Raw genomic sequence first — 15,264 nt, forward strand, 5'->3', positions numbered from 1 at the left:
CCGTCCCGTCCAGTACCGTCCCTCCCGCCCTGCCCAAGGGGTGAAGTGGTGAACAACCAGATCATCGGCGACCGCGACACGCGTCTGTCGCCCCTGTCGCCCGAGGACCTCGCCGCGCTCCGGGACAACCTCCGGGAGCAACGGCTGTTCCGCGAGGAGCAACTGCGGCAGATCGCGGCGTACCCGTCCCGCACCGACGAGCCGATCCTGCGGCGGTCCGCCGCTCGGACCGAGGTCCGGGTCAAGCTGGCGGCCTCCGCACGCATGGTCCTCGCCGACGTGGAAGCGGCGCTCGACCGCATCGCCGAGGGCCGTTACGGCTGTTGTCATCTGTGCCGGCGCGCCATCGACCGCGAACGCCTGATGATCGTGCCGCAGGCCCGCTACTGCGCCCGCTGCCAGCAGGTGCGGGAGGCCGGACGATGACCGTGCTCCGGCGGCCCCGGGCCGCCCTGTCCCGGCACCGGCCCTGGCCGCTGTGCCGGCAGTGCAGCGGCGTCGCCCTCGACATGGGCAGCGCCCGTACCCGCGCCTGGGTCGCTGGGCGCGGGATGATCCTCGACGTGCCGACGGTGACCTTCCCCGGCGCGGGCGCGGTGTACCCCATCCAGCGCGGCTCCATCGTCGACACCCAGGGCACGGCCCGGATGCTCGACCGGCTGCTGGGCCACCGGCTGCCCCGCTTCGCCCGTCCGGTGGTCGTGGTGACCGCGCCGGTCCTCGACGGGCTGGCCTACCGGACCGAGGCCCGTACGGCCGTGGAGGTGCTGCGCCCGCGCAGTGTGCTGACCGTGCCCAGCGCGCGGGCCGTGGCCCTCGCGGCGGGCGCCGACCTGACCCGGCCGCTGCTCGTGATGGACATCGGCGCCCATCTCACGGAGGTGGTGCTCCTGGTGGACGGCGCCGTCTTCGACGCCCGCCGCACGGCGCTCGGCACGGGGGACATCGACGACGCGACCCCCTCCGCGCGGATCGGCGAGGCGCTGGCCGACATGACGACCTCGATGCTGCGCCAGGACGGCACGTCCCTCGCGGTCGAGGCGCTCGGCCGGGGACCGCTGCTGGCCGGCGGGGGCGCGCTGCGCCCCGAGATCACCTGCCGGCTGGCCGACCGGCTGCACGTGCCGCTGCGCGCGGTGCCCGCACCGCACACGGCGGCCGTCCGCGGCGCCGCGAAGCTCCTGGAGGCCGCGCACAGCCACCCGTCGACCACGGGCACGGACCCACCGGACGGCCACCCGCACTGATCCGGCGCCGGGCCGGCGCCCGGGTCGCCGGTCCGTCTTCCGGTCCGCCGGTGGGCGGGCTGGTGTCGAGGTGTCGGTCGTCCGTCCGTGGGACGGGGCCGGTCCGCCGGCGGGGTCGCTCGCTCCGCTGCGGTACCGGGTCGGTCCGGGTCGCGCGTCCGTCTTCCGGTGCGCCGGGGGTCGGGTCGGGTGCCGAGGGTGTCGGTCGTCCGTCCGTGGGGCGGGGCTGCTCTGCCGGAGGGGGCGCTCGCACCGCTTCGTGCCGGGCAGGTCCTGGTCCGGGGTCACGGCACCGGCACCGGCGTGGGACGCCGGCCGTCGGGCCCGGTCCGGAGGTTCCGGCGTCCGTCACCCGTCGGGCGGGGTCGGCACCAGCCGTCCGGCGGGCCGGGGCCCGGCCACCCACCTCGGGAGACAGGCGCCGCCCGTACTGGCCGCGGCACGGGGACCGGGTGCCGGAACCGGTTCCGTGGCCACGGCGCGGCACCGGCACCGGCGTGGGATGCCGGCCGTCGGGCCCGGTCCGGAGGCTCCGGCGTCCGTCACCCGTCGGGCGGGGTCGGCACCAGCCGTCCGGCGGGCCGGGGCCCGGCCACCCACCCCGGGAGACAGGCGCCGCCCGTACCGGCCGCGGCACGGGGACCGGAACCGGTTCCGTGGCCACGGCACGGCACCGGCACCGGCACCGGCGTGGGATGCCGGCCGTCGGGCCCGGTCCGGAGGTTCCGGCGTCCGTCACCCGTCGGGCGGGGTCGGCACCAGCCGTCCGGCGGGCCGGGCCTCCGCTCGCCCGGCCCGCCGGACCGGAAGCACCGCACCCCTTCTCCCGCAAGCCGCCCCCGTCCCCCGTCCCCCGGTCCCGCCCCCGCTCCGTCCTCGTACTCGTACTCGCCCCGTTCCCAACCCGTCCCCCGTCCTCCGTCCCCCGTCCCCGTTTCGTGCGGTCGGCGTCCGCCCCGGCGTCGGCCGTACCCCGTGTGTCTCGCGGGTGACCGTGCGACCCGACCCGACCCGACCCGACTCGGCAAGCGCCCCGTCCCAGGAAGGAGGCACCCCGTGGCCGGAGAGATCCCTCAGGCCCAGCCACCACCCGCCGTTCCCGATCCCGACCCCGGTCGCGGACGGTACCCGTATCTCCTGTTGTGGCGGTGGCGGCGCAACCCGCTGCGGCGGCCGAGCGACCGGCTGCGGGCGTGGGTCTCGCTCGGGCTCGTGCTCGCCGTGCTGGTGGCGGCTCCGGCCGCGATGTTCGGGGTCGGCGACAGCGCGTACCGGCACTACCGGAGCACCGCCGACCACGAGGCGCGGACCCGGGACCATCGCCCCGCGGTCCTGACCCACGACGCCCCGCGCCATCCCGAGCCGGGGTCGGACGAGGCGAAGAAGACCCGCTACCCGGTCCCGGTCCGCTTCACCGGCCCGGACGGAGCGTCCCGCACCGGCACGACCGAGGTCGAACCGGGGCTGCCGGCGGACAGTACGGTCCTGGTCTGGGTCGACGACGACGGCCGGATCACCGAGCCGCCGCTGACCGCGGAGCAGATCCGCAGCCGCACCATGGGCTGGGCGATCCTCGCCTTCCTGGGCGTCGTCATCACCGGCCTCGCGGCGCACGCCGCCACCGGCCTCGTGCTGCACCGGCGCAACCTCGCCCAGTGGGACGCGGCCTGGGCCAACACGGCCCCGCGCTGGAGCAGACACCCGTGACGTCCGACCGGGCGCGGGCCGCTCACGCCGTCGCCGCGCCCGCCGTCGGCGGAGCCAACTGCCGCGCCAGCCACGTCGGTACGCCGCCCAGCAGCCGGAACAGCCGCCGCGCCTCCTCCCGCAGCCGGGACGCCTCCGGCTCCGACTCGGCGTCCGCGAGCGAGGCCAGCGCCGGGGCCGTGCCGACGAGGTACCCCAGCTCCTCGCGGATGCGCAGCGACTCCGCGAAACCGTGCCGCGCCTCGGCCAGTTCGCCCTCCCGCAGGGCGAGTCCGGCCAGATGCCGCCAGGTGAAGGACTGGAGCAGCGGGTCGGCGTGCGCGGTGGCACCGGCGTGGGCCCGCCGGTACGCCGCGCGGGCGGCCTGCGGCGAGCGGGTCAGGTTCTCCGCGAGCAGCCCGCGCCGGAAGTCCAGCAGCGCCCGCCCCCCGGCCCCCGGCGCGATCAGCGCCGCCGCCCGCCCGAGCGCGGCCCGCGCCTCGTCGGCCCGGTCGCGCACCCCGTGCACCGTGGCGGCGTAGGCGAGCTGCCCCCGTTCGCAGGCGGCGGCCCCGCGCTCGTCGTCGGTGTGCGCCAGGGCCTCCGCGGTGCGCAGCGCGTCCTCGGCCTCGGCCCAGCCCTGCTCGGTGTACAGGCACCGCTCCACCAGCAGCGCGGTCCGCTGCAAGGCGGTGTCCGCGGCGGCCGGCTCCAGCAGGGCGGCCGCGTCGGCCCAGCAGCCGCGCGAGCGCAACCGCCATACCGCGGTCTGGAGCGGATCGTCACCTTCGGTCGTTCCCCAGCCAGAACCAGCCATGGCGGAATGCGCCACGTCGCCCTCCCCTTAGCACGCCATCGAGCTCTCGAGTGGTGGCCGCATCTCAGCACGGATCCGGCGGCCCGGCCAAGGGGATGGGTGAAAGTTTTCACAAAGTCGTGGACTTCGGCCCGCCGAGGTTTGGGAACGCGCCGGGCCCTCCGGCGCCCTCCGCGGACCCCGCGGGCCTCAGCTCATCCGCAGGGCCAGGAAGAAGTCCAGCTTGTCCTCCAGGCGCGACAGGTCACGCCCCGTCAACTGCTCGATCCGCCCGACGCGGTAGCGCAGCGTGTTGACGTGCAGGTGCAGCCGGTTCGCGCAGCGCGTCCAGGATCCGTCGCTGTCGAGGAACGCCTCCAGCGTCGGAATCAGCTCGGCGCGGTGGCGGCGGTCGTAGTCCCGCAGCGGGTCCAGCAGCCGGGCGGTGAAGGCCCGCCGCACGTCGTCGGGGACGAAGGGGAGCAGCAGCACGTGCGAGGCCAGCTCCTGGTGGCCGGCCGCGCAGACCCGGCCGGGGCGGGCCGCGGCCACCCGGCGCGCGTGCCGGGCCTCCTCCAGCGCCCCGCGCAGTCCCTCCGCCGAGTGCACGGCCGCGCTGACGCCGAGCGTGACCCGCCCGTCGCCGTCCAGCCCCGCCGCCAGCGGCTCCCGTACGGACGCGAGCAGCGCTTCCGCGAGGACCCCCGCCTCGGAGCCGTCGTGCTCGCTGGAGACCGCGGGCAGCGGTACCAGAGCGACGGCCTCCTCACCGGTGTGCGCCACGGCGATACGGTCCGACTGCTCGGGCCCGGTGGCGTGCGGGTCGACGAGGATCTCCTCCAGCAGGGTCTGCGCGACCCGCCCGGTCTGCTCGTCGCCGTCCTCCCACTCCACCCGGGCCACCACGACCTGCCAGTGCGGCGCGGCGCCGAGGCCCGGCAGCAGCACCGGCGCCGCCACCCGGAGCCGGGCCGCGATCTCGGCCGGCGCGGCGCCCGTCTGCACCAGTTCCAGGACCTCCTGGGCCAGCCGCCGCCGCACCGTGCGCGCCGCGTCCCGCCGGTCCCGCTCGACCGCGATCAGCTGGGTGACGCCGTACAGCAGGTCGAGGCGCTCCTCGGCCCAGTCCCCGGCGTCCGCCTCCACCACCAGCAGCCAGTCGGACAGCACCGTCTCGCGCACGTCGCGCCCCGCACCGGCGCCCTGCGGGGAACGCGCGCCGGGCGGCGTGACCGGGGGCTGTCCCCGGCCGCGTACCGGGAAGAGGCTGTACGTCGTCGCGCCCACGGTCACCCGGTGCGGCGCGCGCCGGCCCGTGCGGGTGGCCGCGAGGTGCTCGGCCGCCAGCTCGGCGCACACCTGCGCCAAGAGCGCGGGCTCCGCGTCCTTCGGCCCGGCGACCTGCCGCCCGGTGGGGGAGAGTACCCACGCCCGCAGGTCGAGGTCGGAGCCGAGCAGGTCCAGGACCACGTCGGGGCCGCCGCCCGCCGGTCCCGAGGTCATCATCCGGCGGTGCCGGTCCACCACGGCCGCGAGGTCCCCGGCCCGCTCGCCGGACACCTGGCGCACGACGTGCTCGGTGATCGTCGCGAAGGCCACCGACTCGTGCACCGCGAACAGCGGCAGCCGGTGCCGCGCGCACGCCACCACCAGGTCCTCCGGCACGTCCCCCAGCTCCGCCTCACCGGCGGCCAGCGCCGCCACCTGGGCCTGCACCAGGAGGCGGACGAACGGCTCGGAGTCGGCGGCGCCGCGGCGCCAGGCCAGACCGGTGAGCACCAGTTCGCCGCCCGAGAGGTAGCGGCTGGGGTCGCGCAGGTCGGTGGTCATCACGCCCCGGACCGTGCGGTCCAGCTCGTCCTCGCCGCCGAGCAGCTTGAGGCCCAGCGCGTCGGTGTCCAGCAGTGCGCGCAGCCGCATTCTCGTCGCCGCCGTTCTTTGTCTCGAAGTGTTCCAGGTCACGCGGCTGTGTCGCCCGATTCCAGAGGAGAACAGGGAGGCAAATGAGCACCTCCGTTCATACGAATCTACAAGATGCCCGCCCTGGCCAGCCAACTCCTTCATGGTTTCTGCGACTGACCCTGGTGGAGTACCCGACGGTGTACTGAGGCCATTCCACGTGAACAGCACATGAACGAGCCGGGCCTCCCGTACCCGCAGATGGCTCGATCCGTACGCCCCCGATCGTCCCCATACCCCCGATCAGACGAGGAAGAGAGCCGGTCATGGACTTCCTTCGCCCCGCCGGCTGGGAGGAGGCGCTCGCCGCGAAGGCCGAGCACCCCACCGCTGTGCCGATCGCGGGCGGTACCGACGTGATGGTCGAGATCAACTTCGACCACCGCAGGCCCGAGTACCTCATGGACCTGGGCCGCATCGGCGACCTGGCCGAGTGGGAGGTCGGCGAGACCTCCGTACGGCTCGGTGCCTCCGTGCCGTACACCCGGATCATGGAGAACCTGCGCACCGAGCTGCCGGGTCTCGCCCTCGCCTCGCACACCGTCGCCTCCCCGCAGATCCGCAACCGCGGCGGCGTGGGCGGGAACCTCGGCACCGCGTCCCCGGCCGGCGACGCCCACCCGGCGCTGCTCGCCGCCGGTGCCGAGGTCGAGGCCGAGTCGGTGCGCGGCGTGCGCCGCATCCCGATCGACGCGTTCTACACCGGCGTGAAGCGCAACGCGCTGGAGCCCGACGAGCTGATCCGCGCCGTGCACATCCGGAAGGCCGACGGACCGCAGCAGTTCTCCAAGGTCGGCACCCGCAACGCCATGGTCATCGCCGTGTGCGCCTTCGGCCTCGCCCTGCACCCCGCCACCCGTACCGTCCGCACCGGCATCGGCTCGGCGGCGCCCACCCCGGTCCGGGCCACGGTCGCCGAGGAGTTCCTGAACGCGGCGCTGGAGGAGGGCGGCTTCTGGGAGAACGGGAAGATCATCACCCCGTCGGCCGTCAAACGGTTCGCGGACCTGTGCGCCGCCGCCTGCAACCCCATCGACGACGTCCGCGGCACCGCGGACTACCGCCGCCACGCGGTCGGCGTCATGGCCCGCCGGACCCTCACCTGGACCTGGGAGTCGTACCGCGGCGCCCGCCGCACCACGGAAGGAGCCGCGTGATGCGCGTCAACTTCACCGTCAACGGACGTCCGCAGGAGGCCGACGACGTGTGGGAGGGCGAGTCCCTGCTGTACGTGCTGCGCGAGCGGATGGGCCTGCCCGGCTCCAAGAACGCCTGCGAACAGGGCGAGTGCGGCTCCTGCACGGTCCGCCTGGACGGCGTGCCGGTCTGCTCCTGCCTGGTCGCGGCCGGACAGGCCGAGGGCCGCGAGGTCGTCACCGTCGAGGGCCTGGCCGAGTACGCCGGGCAGCGCGCCGAGGGCGGCACCACGACGGGTGCCCGCGCCGGCGAGAGCGCCTCGCTCGACGAGGCCCGGCGGTGGCAGGCCCGGGGCACCGACTCGCAGACCGGCGAGAACATCGAACTGGCGCCGATCCAGCAGGCGTTCCTCGACGCCGGCGCCGTCCAGTGCGGTTTCTGCACGCCCGGGCTGCTGGTCGCCGCCGACGAGATGCTGGAGCGCCACCCGGACCCGACCGACGAGGACATCCGCGAGGCCCTGTCCGGCAACCTGTGCCGCTGCACCGGCTACGAGAAGATCATGGACGCGGTCCGCCTGGCCGCGGCCCGCCGCTGCGAGGGGGCCGGAGCATGACCGCCAACGGCGCACCCACCGGCCTCACCCAGGGCTCCACGACCAGGGGCGGCATCGGCGAGTCCACGCTCCGCCCGGACGGCGTCCTCAAGGTCACCGGCGAGTTCGCGTACGCGTCCGACATGTGGCACGAGGACATGCTCTGGGGCCAGATCCTGCGCTCCACCGTCGCGCACGCCGAGATCGTCTCCATCGACACCGGCGAGGCGCTCGCCACCCCCGGCGTGTACGCCGTCATGACCTACGACGACCTGCCCACCGACGTGCGCCACTACGGGCTGGAGATCCGGGACACCCCGGTCCTCGCCCACGGCAAGGTCCGCCACCACGGCGAACCGGTCGCGATCGTCGCCGCCGACCACCCGGAGACCGCGCGCCGCGCCGCCGCCAGGATCAAGGTGGAGTACCGCGAACTGCCCCTCGTCACCGACGAGGCCTCCGCGACCGCCCCCGACGCGGTCCTCGTCCACGAGAACCGCACCGACCACCACAACCCCCACGTCCCGCACCCCAACATCGTGCACCGCCAGCCGATCGTGCGCGGCGACGCCGCCGCGGCCGCCGGGCGCGCCGACGTGATCGTCGAGGGCGACTACCACTTCGGCATGCAGGACCAGGCCTTCCTCGGCCCCGAGTCGGGTCTCGCGGTGCCCGGCGAGGACGGCGGCGTCGACCTCTACATCGCCACCCAGTGGCTCCACTCCGACCTGCGCCAGATCGCCCCCGTGCTCGGCCTGCCCGAGGACAAGGTGCGGATGACGCTGTCCGGCGTCGGCGGGGCCTTCGGCGGGCGCGAGGACCTGTCGATGCAGATCCACGCCTGCCTGCTCGCCCTGCGCACCGGCAAACCCGTCAAGATCGTCTACAACCGGTTCGAGTCCTTCTTCGGCCACGTCCACCGCCACCCGGCCCGGCTCCACTACGAGCACGGCGCCACCCGCGACGGCCGGCTCACCCACGTGAAGTGCCGCATCGTCCTGGACGGCGGTGCCTACGCCTCCGCCTCCCCGGCGGTCGTCGGCAACGCCGCCTCGCTGTCGGTCGGACCGTACGTGTGCGAGGACGTGGACATCGAGGCCCTCGCCCTCTACTCCAACAACCCGCCCTGCGGCGCCATGCGCGGCTTCGGCGCGGTCCAGGCGTGCTTCGCCTACGAGGCGCAGATGGACAAGGTGGCGAAGGAACTCGGCCTGGACCCCGTGGAGTTCCGCCGGATCAACGCCATGGAGCAGGGCACGCTCATGCCCACGGGGCAGCCCGTCGACTCCCCGGCGCCGGTCGCCGAACTCCTGCGCCGCGTCAAGGCGATGCCGATGCCTCCGGAGCGCCAGTGGGAGTCCAGCGAGGGCGCGGACGTACGGCAGCTGCCCGGCGGCCTGTCCAACACCACGCACGGCGAGGGCGTCGTACGGGGCGTCGGCTACGCGGTCGGCATCAAGAACGTCGGCTTCTCCGAGGGCTTCGACGACTACTCCACGGCCCGGGTCCGCCTGGAGGTCGCGGGCGGGCGCCCCGTCGTCACCGTGCACACGGCGATGGCGGAGGTCGGCCAGGGCGGCGTCACCGTCCACGCGCAGATCGCCCGCACCGAGCTGGGCGTCACCCAGGTCACCATCCGGCCCGCCGACACACAGGTGGGCTCCGCCGGTTCGACGTCGGCCTCCCGGCAGACGTACGTCACCGGCGGCGCCGTGAAGCACGCCTGCGAGCTGGTGCGGGAGAAGGTCCTGGAGATCGGCCGCCGCAGGTTCGGCTCGTACCACCCCGCCTGGGCCACCGCCGGACTCCTCCTGGAGGGCGGCAAGGTCGTCACCGACGGCGGCGAGGTCCTCGCCGACCTCGTGGACGTCCTGGAGGACGACGCGGTCGAGGTCGAGGAGGAGTGGCGGCACCGGCCGACCGAACCCTTCGACCTGCGCACCGGACAGGGCAACGGCCACGTCCAGTACTCCTTCGCCGCGCACCGCGCCGTCGTCGAGGTCGACACCGAGCTGGGCCTGGTCAAGGTGATCGAGCTGGCCTGCGCCCAGGACGTCGGCAAGGCGCTGAACCCGCTCTCCGTGGTCGGCCAGATCCAGGGCGGCACCGTCCAGGGCCTGGGCATCGCGGTGATGGAGGAGATCGTCGTCGATCCCGTGACCGCGAAGGTGAGGAACCCGTCCTTCACGGACTATCTCCTCCCCACGATCCTCGACACGCCGGCCCTACCGGTCGACGTGCTCGAACTCGCCGACGACCACGCGCCCTACGGGCTGCGCGGAGCCGGCGAGGCACCCACCCTGTCGTCCACCCCGGCGGTCCTCGCGGCCATCAGGGAGGCGACCGGGCTGGCGCTCGACCGCACGCCCGTACGACCGGAACACCTCACCGGCACGGCGGGCTCCGGTCGACACCCCCAGGACCCTCCGGGCGGCGCACGGAACGTCACACCCTCCGCGCCGCCCGGAGCACCGACCAAGTCCCGCTCCGCTCGCGGCACTTGAAGCACCACCAGTACCGTCCGAACCAATCAGCATCATCAGCACGAATCAGTACCAACCAGTACTAACCAGCACCAACCAGTACCACCACACATGCGTTCGTCTCGGGCCGTCCCCCGGGTCGTGCATATCCCAAATCCCGCGGCCGCCCCAGCGGCCGGCCGGGTGCACCTATGAACCTTGGGAGACGGCCCCATGACCCAGCAGTCAGTGGAGCCCGAGATCACCGCCGAAGAGGCGGGCGCGGGTTCCCGCGTCCCCGGCGGACGGTCCTGGCTCGACCGGTACTTTCACATATCCCACCGGGGATCCACGGTCGCGCGTGAGGTGCGCGGCGGCATCACCACCTTCATGGCGATGGCGTACATCGTCCTCCTGAACCCCGTGATCCTGTCCGGCAAGGACGCCGCCGGGGACACCCTCGGCCAGAAGGCCCTGATCACCGCGACGGCGTTCGCCGCGGCGCTCACCACGCTCCTGATGGGCTTCGTCGGCAAGGTGCCGCTCGCCCTGGCCGCCGGGCTCTCGGTGTCCGGTGTGATCGCCGGGCAGGTCGTCCCCCAGATGACCTGGCCGCAGGCCATGGGCATGTGTGTGATGTACGGCGTGGTGATCATGCTGCTCGTGGTCACCGGGCTCCGCGAGATGATCATGAACGCGATCCCGCTCGCCCTCAAGCACGGCATCACCATGGGCATCGGCCTGTTCATCGCCATCATCGGCCTGGTCAAAGGCGGCTTCGTGCACGCGGGCAAGGCGACCCCGCTCACCCTCGGCCCGGCCGGGGAACTCGCGGGCTGGCCGGTCCTGCTCTTCGCGGGCACCCTGCTGCTGATCTTCATGCTCCAGGCCCGCAACATGCCCGGCGCCATCCTGATCGGCATCGTCACCGGCACGATCGTCGCGGCGATCCTCAACGCCACCGGTGTCATCGACCCCGAGCAGTGGGCCAACGGCGCCCCCGAACTGCACGGCAGCGCGGTCTCCATGCCGGACTTCTCGCTCTTCGGCGATCTGGAGTTCGGCGGCTGGGGCGAGGTCGGCGCGATGACGGTCGGCATGATCGTCTTCACGCTGGTGCTCGCCGGGTTCTTCGACGCGATGGCCACCATCATCGGCGTCGGCACCGAGGCCAAGCTCGCCGACGACAAGGGCCGCATGCCGGGCCTGTCGAAGGCGCTGTTCATCGACGGCGCCGGCGGTGCCATCGGCGGCGTGGCGGGCGGCTCCGGCCAGACCGTCTTCGTCGAGTCCGCGACCGGCGTCGGCGAGGGCGCCCGCACCGGGCTCGCCTCGGTCGTCACCGGCCTGTTCTTCGCGGCATGCCTCTTCTTCACCCCGATCACCGCGATCGTCCCGCAGGAGGTCGCCTCCGCCGCGCTGGTCGTCATCGGGGCGATGATGATGATGAACGCCCGGCACGTGGACTGGGCCGACCGGGCCACCGCTATCCCGGTCTTCCTGACCGTCGTCCTGATGCCGTTCACGTACTCCATCACGGCCGGTGTCGCCGCCGGAGTCATCTCCTACGTCGCCATCAAGGTCGCGCAGGGCAAGGCGCGGGAGATCGGCGCGTTCATGTGGGCCCTGACGGTGATCTTCGTCGTCTACTTCGCCCTCAACCCGATCGAGAGCTGGCTGGGCGTGCACTAGCCGCCGCGACGGGAACCCTTCACGTACCCGTTGTCCGAGGAGGCCGGAAGGTCCGAGGAGGACCGGAAGGATCGAGGAGGACCGACAGATGCTGGACATCGCCGACGAGCTGCACCGGTGGGTCGAGCAGGGACGCGACTTCGCCGTGGCCACCGTGGTGGCCGTCGGCGGCAGCGCCCCCCGGCCGGCCGGCGCCGCCCTCGCGGTCGACGCCGAGGGCACGGTGGTCGGCTCGGTCTCCGGCGGGTGCGTGGAGGGAGCCGTGTACGAGCTGTGCAGGCAGGCCCTCCAGGACGGCGGCACCGTCGTGGAGCGCTTCGGGTACAGCGACGAGGACGCCTTCGCCGTGGGTCTGACCTGCGGCGGGGTCATCGACGTCCTCGTCGCCCCGGTACGGACGGGCGACCCCGTCCGGCCCGCCCTGGCCGCGGCCCTCGCCGCCGCCGCACACGGAGAGACGGCGGCCGTGGCACGCGTCGTGAGCGGCCCGGCGCAGCTGCTGGGCCGCGCGCTCGTCGTCCGCGCGGACGGCTCCCGCACCGGCGGACTCGGTGGCCACCCCGAGCTGGACCGCACGGCGGCCGCCGAGGCGGGCGCCTTCCTGGACGCCGGGCGCACCGGCACGCTGGAGCTCGGTGAGCAGGGCTCGCGCTGCGGAGCACCGCTCACCCTGCTGGTCGAGTCCTCCGTCCCGGCCCCCCGCATGATCGTCTTCGGCGCGATCGACTTCGCCTCGGCGCTGGTCCGGGTCGGCGGGTTCCTCGGCTACCACGTGACGGTGTGCGACGCCCGCCCCGTCTTCGCCACCCGGGCCCGCTTCCCGGAGGCGGACGAGATCGTCGCCGAGTGGCCCCACGAGTACCTCGCCCGCACCGCCGTGGACGCCCGTACGGTGCTGTGCGTCCTGACCCACGACGCCAAGTTCGACATCCCGCTGCTCCGGCTGGCGCTGCGCCTCCCGGTGGCGTACGTCGGCGCGATGGGCTCCCGCCGCACCCACCTGGACCGCGAGGCACGCCTGCGCGAGGCCGGGGTGAGCGACCTGGAGCTGGCCCGCCTCAGGTCGCCGATCGGCCTCGACCTCGGCGCCCGCACCCCCGAGGAGACGGCCCTGTCCATGGCCGCCGAGATCGTCGCGACCCGCCACGGCGGTACGGGCGCCTCCCTGACCGGCGCCCACACCCCCATCCACCACGACGGCCCGCCGGCCCCGACGGGGCGCATCGGGTCGGTGGCGTAGACGAGGCGCCGACCATGGTGTGGGTGACGTGAGTCGACGCACGGTCGGCAGCAGAGGCCCGAAGATCCGGTCTCAGCCCCGGCCGGGGGACCTTCTGGGCAGGGACACGTCCGCGACCACCGGGCGGTGGTCGGAGGCGGTGGGCTCCTTTGGGACCGCGACGGCGCGCACCCGTACGCCCTTGCCTGCGGTCACGTAGTCGATGCGCTTCACGGGGGCCTCGGCCGGATACGTCGCGGGGGTCCCCGCCCCCGCGTCGCGCAGCTCCTTCCACAGCGGCGCCAGCTCGGGTGCCGAAGGCTCGGCGTTGAAGTCGCCCAGCAGGAACTGGTGCGCGCCCGGCAGCTCCGCCCGCTCCCGGGCCATGATCCGCCGGGTGTCGGCGACCTGGGCCTGGCGCACCGCAGGGTCCGCGCGGTAGTCGAGGTGGGTCACGAACACCTGCACCGGCACTCCGCGCACCTTCAGCGTCACCTCGCCGAAGCCGGGCGCCGGGGCCGGTACCGGGTTCTCGTCCTGCGTGGACAGGCGGGTGATCTCGTGGTTCGTCGCGGAACGGACCGGGAAGCGGGACAGCACCGCCACGCCGTACTCGCGCCGGGGCTCCCCCGCCGTCGCGGGGTCGAGGCTGTAGATCGGCGCGAAGGACACCCGCATGCCGAGCCGCCGGGCCAGTTCCCCGGCCACGTCGAGCCCCTCACTGCGGGCTCCCCAGTGCACGTCGACCTCCTGGAGGCCGATCACGTCCGCGTCGAGGGCGCGCAGCGCGGCGGCCTGCCGGTCGAGGTCGAAGACGCCGTCCGAGCCCGCCCCGGCGTGGATGTTGTACGTGGCGATGCGCAGCGGGACCGAGTGGCCCCGGTCGGTGGCGGAGGCGGGCTGGGCGGTCACGGCCAGGGTCAACAAGACACCCGCGAGGGACAGTTGGGTGAAGGTGCGCGCTCTGAGAGACATGCCGGCACGGTACGCGGGAAACGGCGTCCGCGAGGCGTGCGGCGCGATCCCGCCCGCGGCCCGTCCCCCGCCCGCAACCTCCGGTTCACGGCTGCCGGAGCAGGTGGTCGACCGTGCGGCCGAAGACGTGGCGCCCCGCGCGGCCCAGGAGGCCGTCGAGGAGGGGCGGCACGAGCCGGACGTCCAGCTCCTCGCGCCACCTGACGCGGGCCCGGCCGCCGGGCGCCGTACCGACCTCGATCTCCGCCCGGCCGCGGACCACCCGGCCGCGCTTGACCAGTCGGCACCGGCCGGGGGCGTCCGCGCGCGGGGGCTCCCAGAGCGTCACCTCCATCGGGTCGTCGAAGGCGAGCGGCCCGGCCCCCGTGCGGGCCACGACCAGCGTGCCCGGGCGGGTGGGGCCGGGCGGTTCGGCGGTGACCCGGGTCAGCGGCACGGTGTCGCCGTGCCGTTCCCACCGGGTGAGCCGGCGCCAGGCCTCGGCCGGGGCGAGCGGAGCGGTGCGTTCGAGCGAGAAGACGGCCACCGGACGATCGTGGCACGTCCGTCAGCGGTACACCTTGCCCGGCTCGGCCTTCCCGGGGGCCAGGAGCTGGGGGACCGTCACGAAGACGTAGCCCCGCTTCTTGAGCGCGTCGATGATCCCGGGCACGGCGGGCACGGTGCCGTCGTAGATGTCGTGCAGCAGGATGATGCCGTCCCGGGACGACTGGTCCAGGACCCGCTCGGTGATCAGGTCGGAGTCGTTCGTCTTGTAGTCCTTGGCGGTCACGGTCCACAGCACCTCCGCAAGGCCCAGCTCGCGGGAGATGTCGTGCACCGTGTCGTCCGTGCGGCCCTGCGGCGGGCGCATCAGGGTCGGCCGCTTGCCCGTCAGGCGCTCTATCTCCTTGTTGGGGCGTTCCAGCTCCTCGCGTATCTCGTCCGGCTCGGCGTCCGTGAGGATCTTGTGCGTCCAGGTGTGGCTCGCCACCTCGTGGCCCTCGTCGGCCATGCGCCTGACAAGCTCGGGATACGTGTCGATGTGCCGTTTGCCGAGCAGGAAGAAGGTCGCCGGGACCTGCTTCTCCTTGAGTATGTCGAGCAGCCGCGCGGAGTTCTCGCTCGGTCCGGCGTCGAAGGTCAGTGCGATGCACTTGGCGTGCGCACAGTCGACGGTGCCGAGCCCGCCCGCGCGGGCCTGGGTGCCGGCCGTGTCGGCCGGCACGGCCGACACGGTGTCGGCGGCGTTGCGGACGGAGCTGGGGGAGTGCGTCTCCAGCTTCGTGCAGCCGCTCAGCGCGAGGGTCAGCGAGGCCGCGGCGGCGAAGGTCGCGAGCACACGCAACCTGGTCCCCGTATTCGTCGTCTTCCTGGTCAGCGAAGGCATGCGAGGACTATACGCCGCGTGTATATACGCGGTTCATAGTGCCCCCTCGAATGTGCGTTCGGGGTAGTGGTGGTCTTCACCGGGTTACTCAGCCGGCACGCAAGTGACGGTGAGAGCGAGGAGACCC

The 15,264-nt window shown here is 73.9% G+C and carries 13 protein-coding genes; 8 read left to right on the forward strand and 5 right to left on the reverse strand.

The window, feature by feature from the left end:
- Positions 1-45 precede the first annotated feature (45 nt).
- The 3 genes from ACFYZ3_RS18635 (at position 46) to ACFYZ3_RS18645 (ending at position 2,954) form a co-directional block, all read left to right on the forward strand.
- Positions 46-426, forward strand: coding sequence for a TraR/DksA family transcriptional regulator (locus ACFYZ3_RS18635; protein ID WP_388518628.1), 381 nt, complete (start codon positions 46-48; stop codon positions 424-426).
- On the forward strand, positions 423-1,247 hold the full coding sequence (locus ACFYZ3_RS18640; RefSeq protein WP_388518630.1) for a rod shape-determining protein: 825 nt from the start codon (positions 423-425) through the stop codon (positions 1,245-1,247). The genes ACFYZ3_RS18635 and ACFYZ3_RS18640 overlap by 4 nt, the downstream gene beginning before the upstream one ends.
- A 1,056-nt stretch (positions 1,248-2,303) precedes the next feature.
- The gene (locus tag ACFYZ3_RS18645; RefSeq protein ID WP_388518632.1) at positions 2,304-2,954 is read left to right on the forward strand and encodes a hypothetical protein; all 651 of its coding nucleotides are present in this window, start codon (positions 2,304-2,306) and stop codon (positions 2,952-2,954) included.
- 22 nt (positions 2,955-2,976) lie between these two features.
- On the opposite strand, the gene ACFYZ3_RS18650 is transcribed toward ACFYZ3_RS18645, so the two are convergent.
- On the reverse strand, positions 2,977-3,765 hold the full coding sequence (locus ACFYZ3_RS18650; protein ID WP_388518634.1) for a hypothetical protein: 789 nt from the start codon (positions 3,763-3,765) through the stop codon (positions 2,977-2,979).
- A gap of 174 nt (positions 3,766-3,939) precedes the next feature.
- Positions 3,940-5,649: a PucR family transcriptional regulator gene (locus ACFYZ3_RS18655; protein ID WP_388518637.1), complete on the reverse strand. Its 1,710-nt coding sequence runs from the start codon at positions 5,647-5,649 to the stop codon at positions 3,940-3,942.
- A 305-nt stretch (positions 5,650-5,954) separates the two neighbouring features.
- Here ACFYZ3_RS18655 and ACFYZ3_RS18660 point away from each other — a divergent pair, with 305 nt between their 5' ends.
- The 5 genes from ACFYZ3_RS18660 to ACFYZ3_RS18680 all read left to right on the forward strand — a co-directional run bounded on the left by ACFYZ3_RS18660 (position 5,955) and on the right by ACFYZ3_RS18680 (position 12,814).
- On the forward strand, positions 5,955-6,845 hold the full coding sequence (locus ACFYZ3_RS18660; RefSeq protein ID WP_388518639.1) for an FAD binding domain-containing protein: 891 nt from the start codon (positions 5,955-5,957) through the stop codon (positions 6,843-6,845).
- Positions 6,845-7,441: a (2Fe-2S)-binding protein gene (locus ACFYZ3_RS18665; protein WP_388518641.1), complete on the forward strand. Its 597-nt coding sequence runs from the start codon at positions 6,845-6,847 to the stop codon at positions 7,439-7,441. Before ACFYZ3_RS18660 ends, ACFYZ3_RS18665 begins: the two co-directional genes overlap by 1 nt.
- Complete coding sequence (locus tag ACFYZ3_RS18670; protein ID WP_388518644.1) at positions 7,438-9,924, forward strand: xanthine dehydrogenase family protein molybdopterin-binding subunit; 2,487 nt, start codon at positions 7,438-7,440, stop codon at positions 9,922-9,924. The genes ACFYZ3_RS18665 and ACFYZ3_RS18670 overlap by 4 nt, the downstream gene beginning before the upstream one ends.
- A 192-nt stretch (positions 9,925-10,116) precedes the next feature.
- The gene (locus ACFYZ3_RS18675) at positions 10,117-11,574 is read left to right on the forward strand and encodes an NCS2 family permease (RefSeq protein ID WP_388518646.1); all 1,458 of its coding nucleotides are present in this window, start codon (positions 10,117-10,119) and stop codon (positions 11,572-11,574) included.
- Positions 11,575-11,662: 88 nt separating this feature from the next.
- A complete protein-coding gene (locus tag ACFYZ3_RS18680; protein ID WP_388518648.1) occupies positions 11,663-12,814 on the forward strand; it encodes an XdhC family protein in 1,152 nt (383 codons plus the stop codon).
- Between the two features lie 72 nt (positions 12,815-12,886).
- On the opposite strand, the gene ACFYZ3_RS18685 is transcribed toward ACFYZ3_RS18680, so the two are convergent.
- The 3 genes from ACFYZ3_RS18685 to ACFYZ3_RS18695 form a co-directional block, all read right to left on the reverse strand.
- Positions 12,887-13,768: an endonuclease/exonuclease/phosphatase family protein gene (locus tag ACFYZ3_RS18685; protein ID WP_388518651.1), complete on the reverse strand. Its 882-nt coding sequence runs from the start codon at positions 13,766-13,768 to the stop codon at positions 12,887-12,889.
- Between the two features lie 85 nt (positions 13,769-13,853).
- On the reverse strand, positions 13,854-14,294 hold the full coding sequence (locus ACFYZ3_RS18690; protein ID WP_388518654.1) for an SRPBCC family protein: 441 nt from the start codon (positions 14,292-14,294) through the stop codon (positions 13,854-13,856).
- 21 nt (positions 14,295-14,315) lie between these two features.
- Positions 14,316-15,137: a polysaccharide deacetylase family protein gene (locus tag ACFYZ3_RS18695; RefSeq protein ID WP_388518657.1), complete on the reverse strand. Its 822-nt coding sequence runs from the start codon at positions 15,135-15,137 to the stop codon at positions 14,316-14,318.
- Between the last annotated feature and the right edge of the window lie 127 nt (positions 15,138-15,264).

The organism is Streptomyces sp. NPDC001599 (genome assembly GCF_042893535.1).
Classification (GTDB): domain Bacteria; phylum Actinomycetota; class Actinomycetes; order Streptomycetales; family Streptomycetaceae; genus Streptomyces.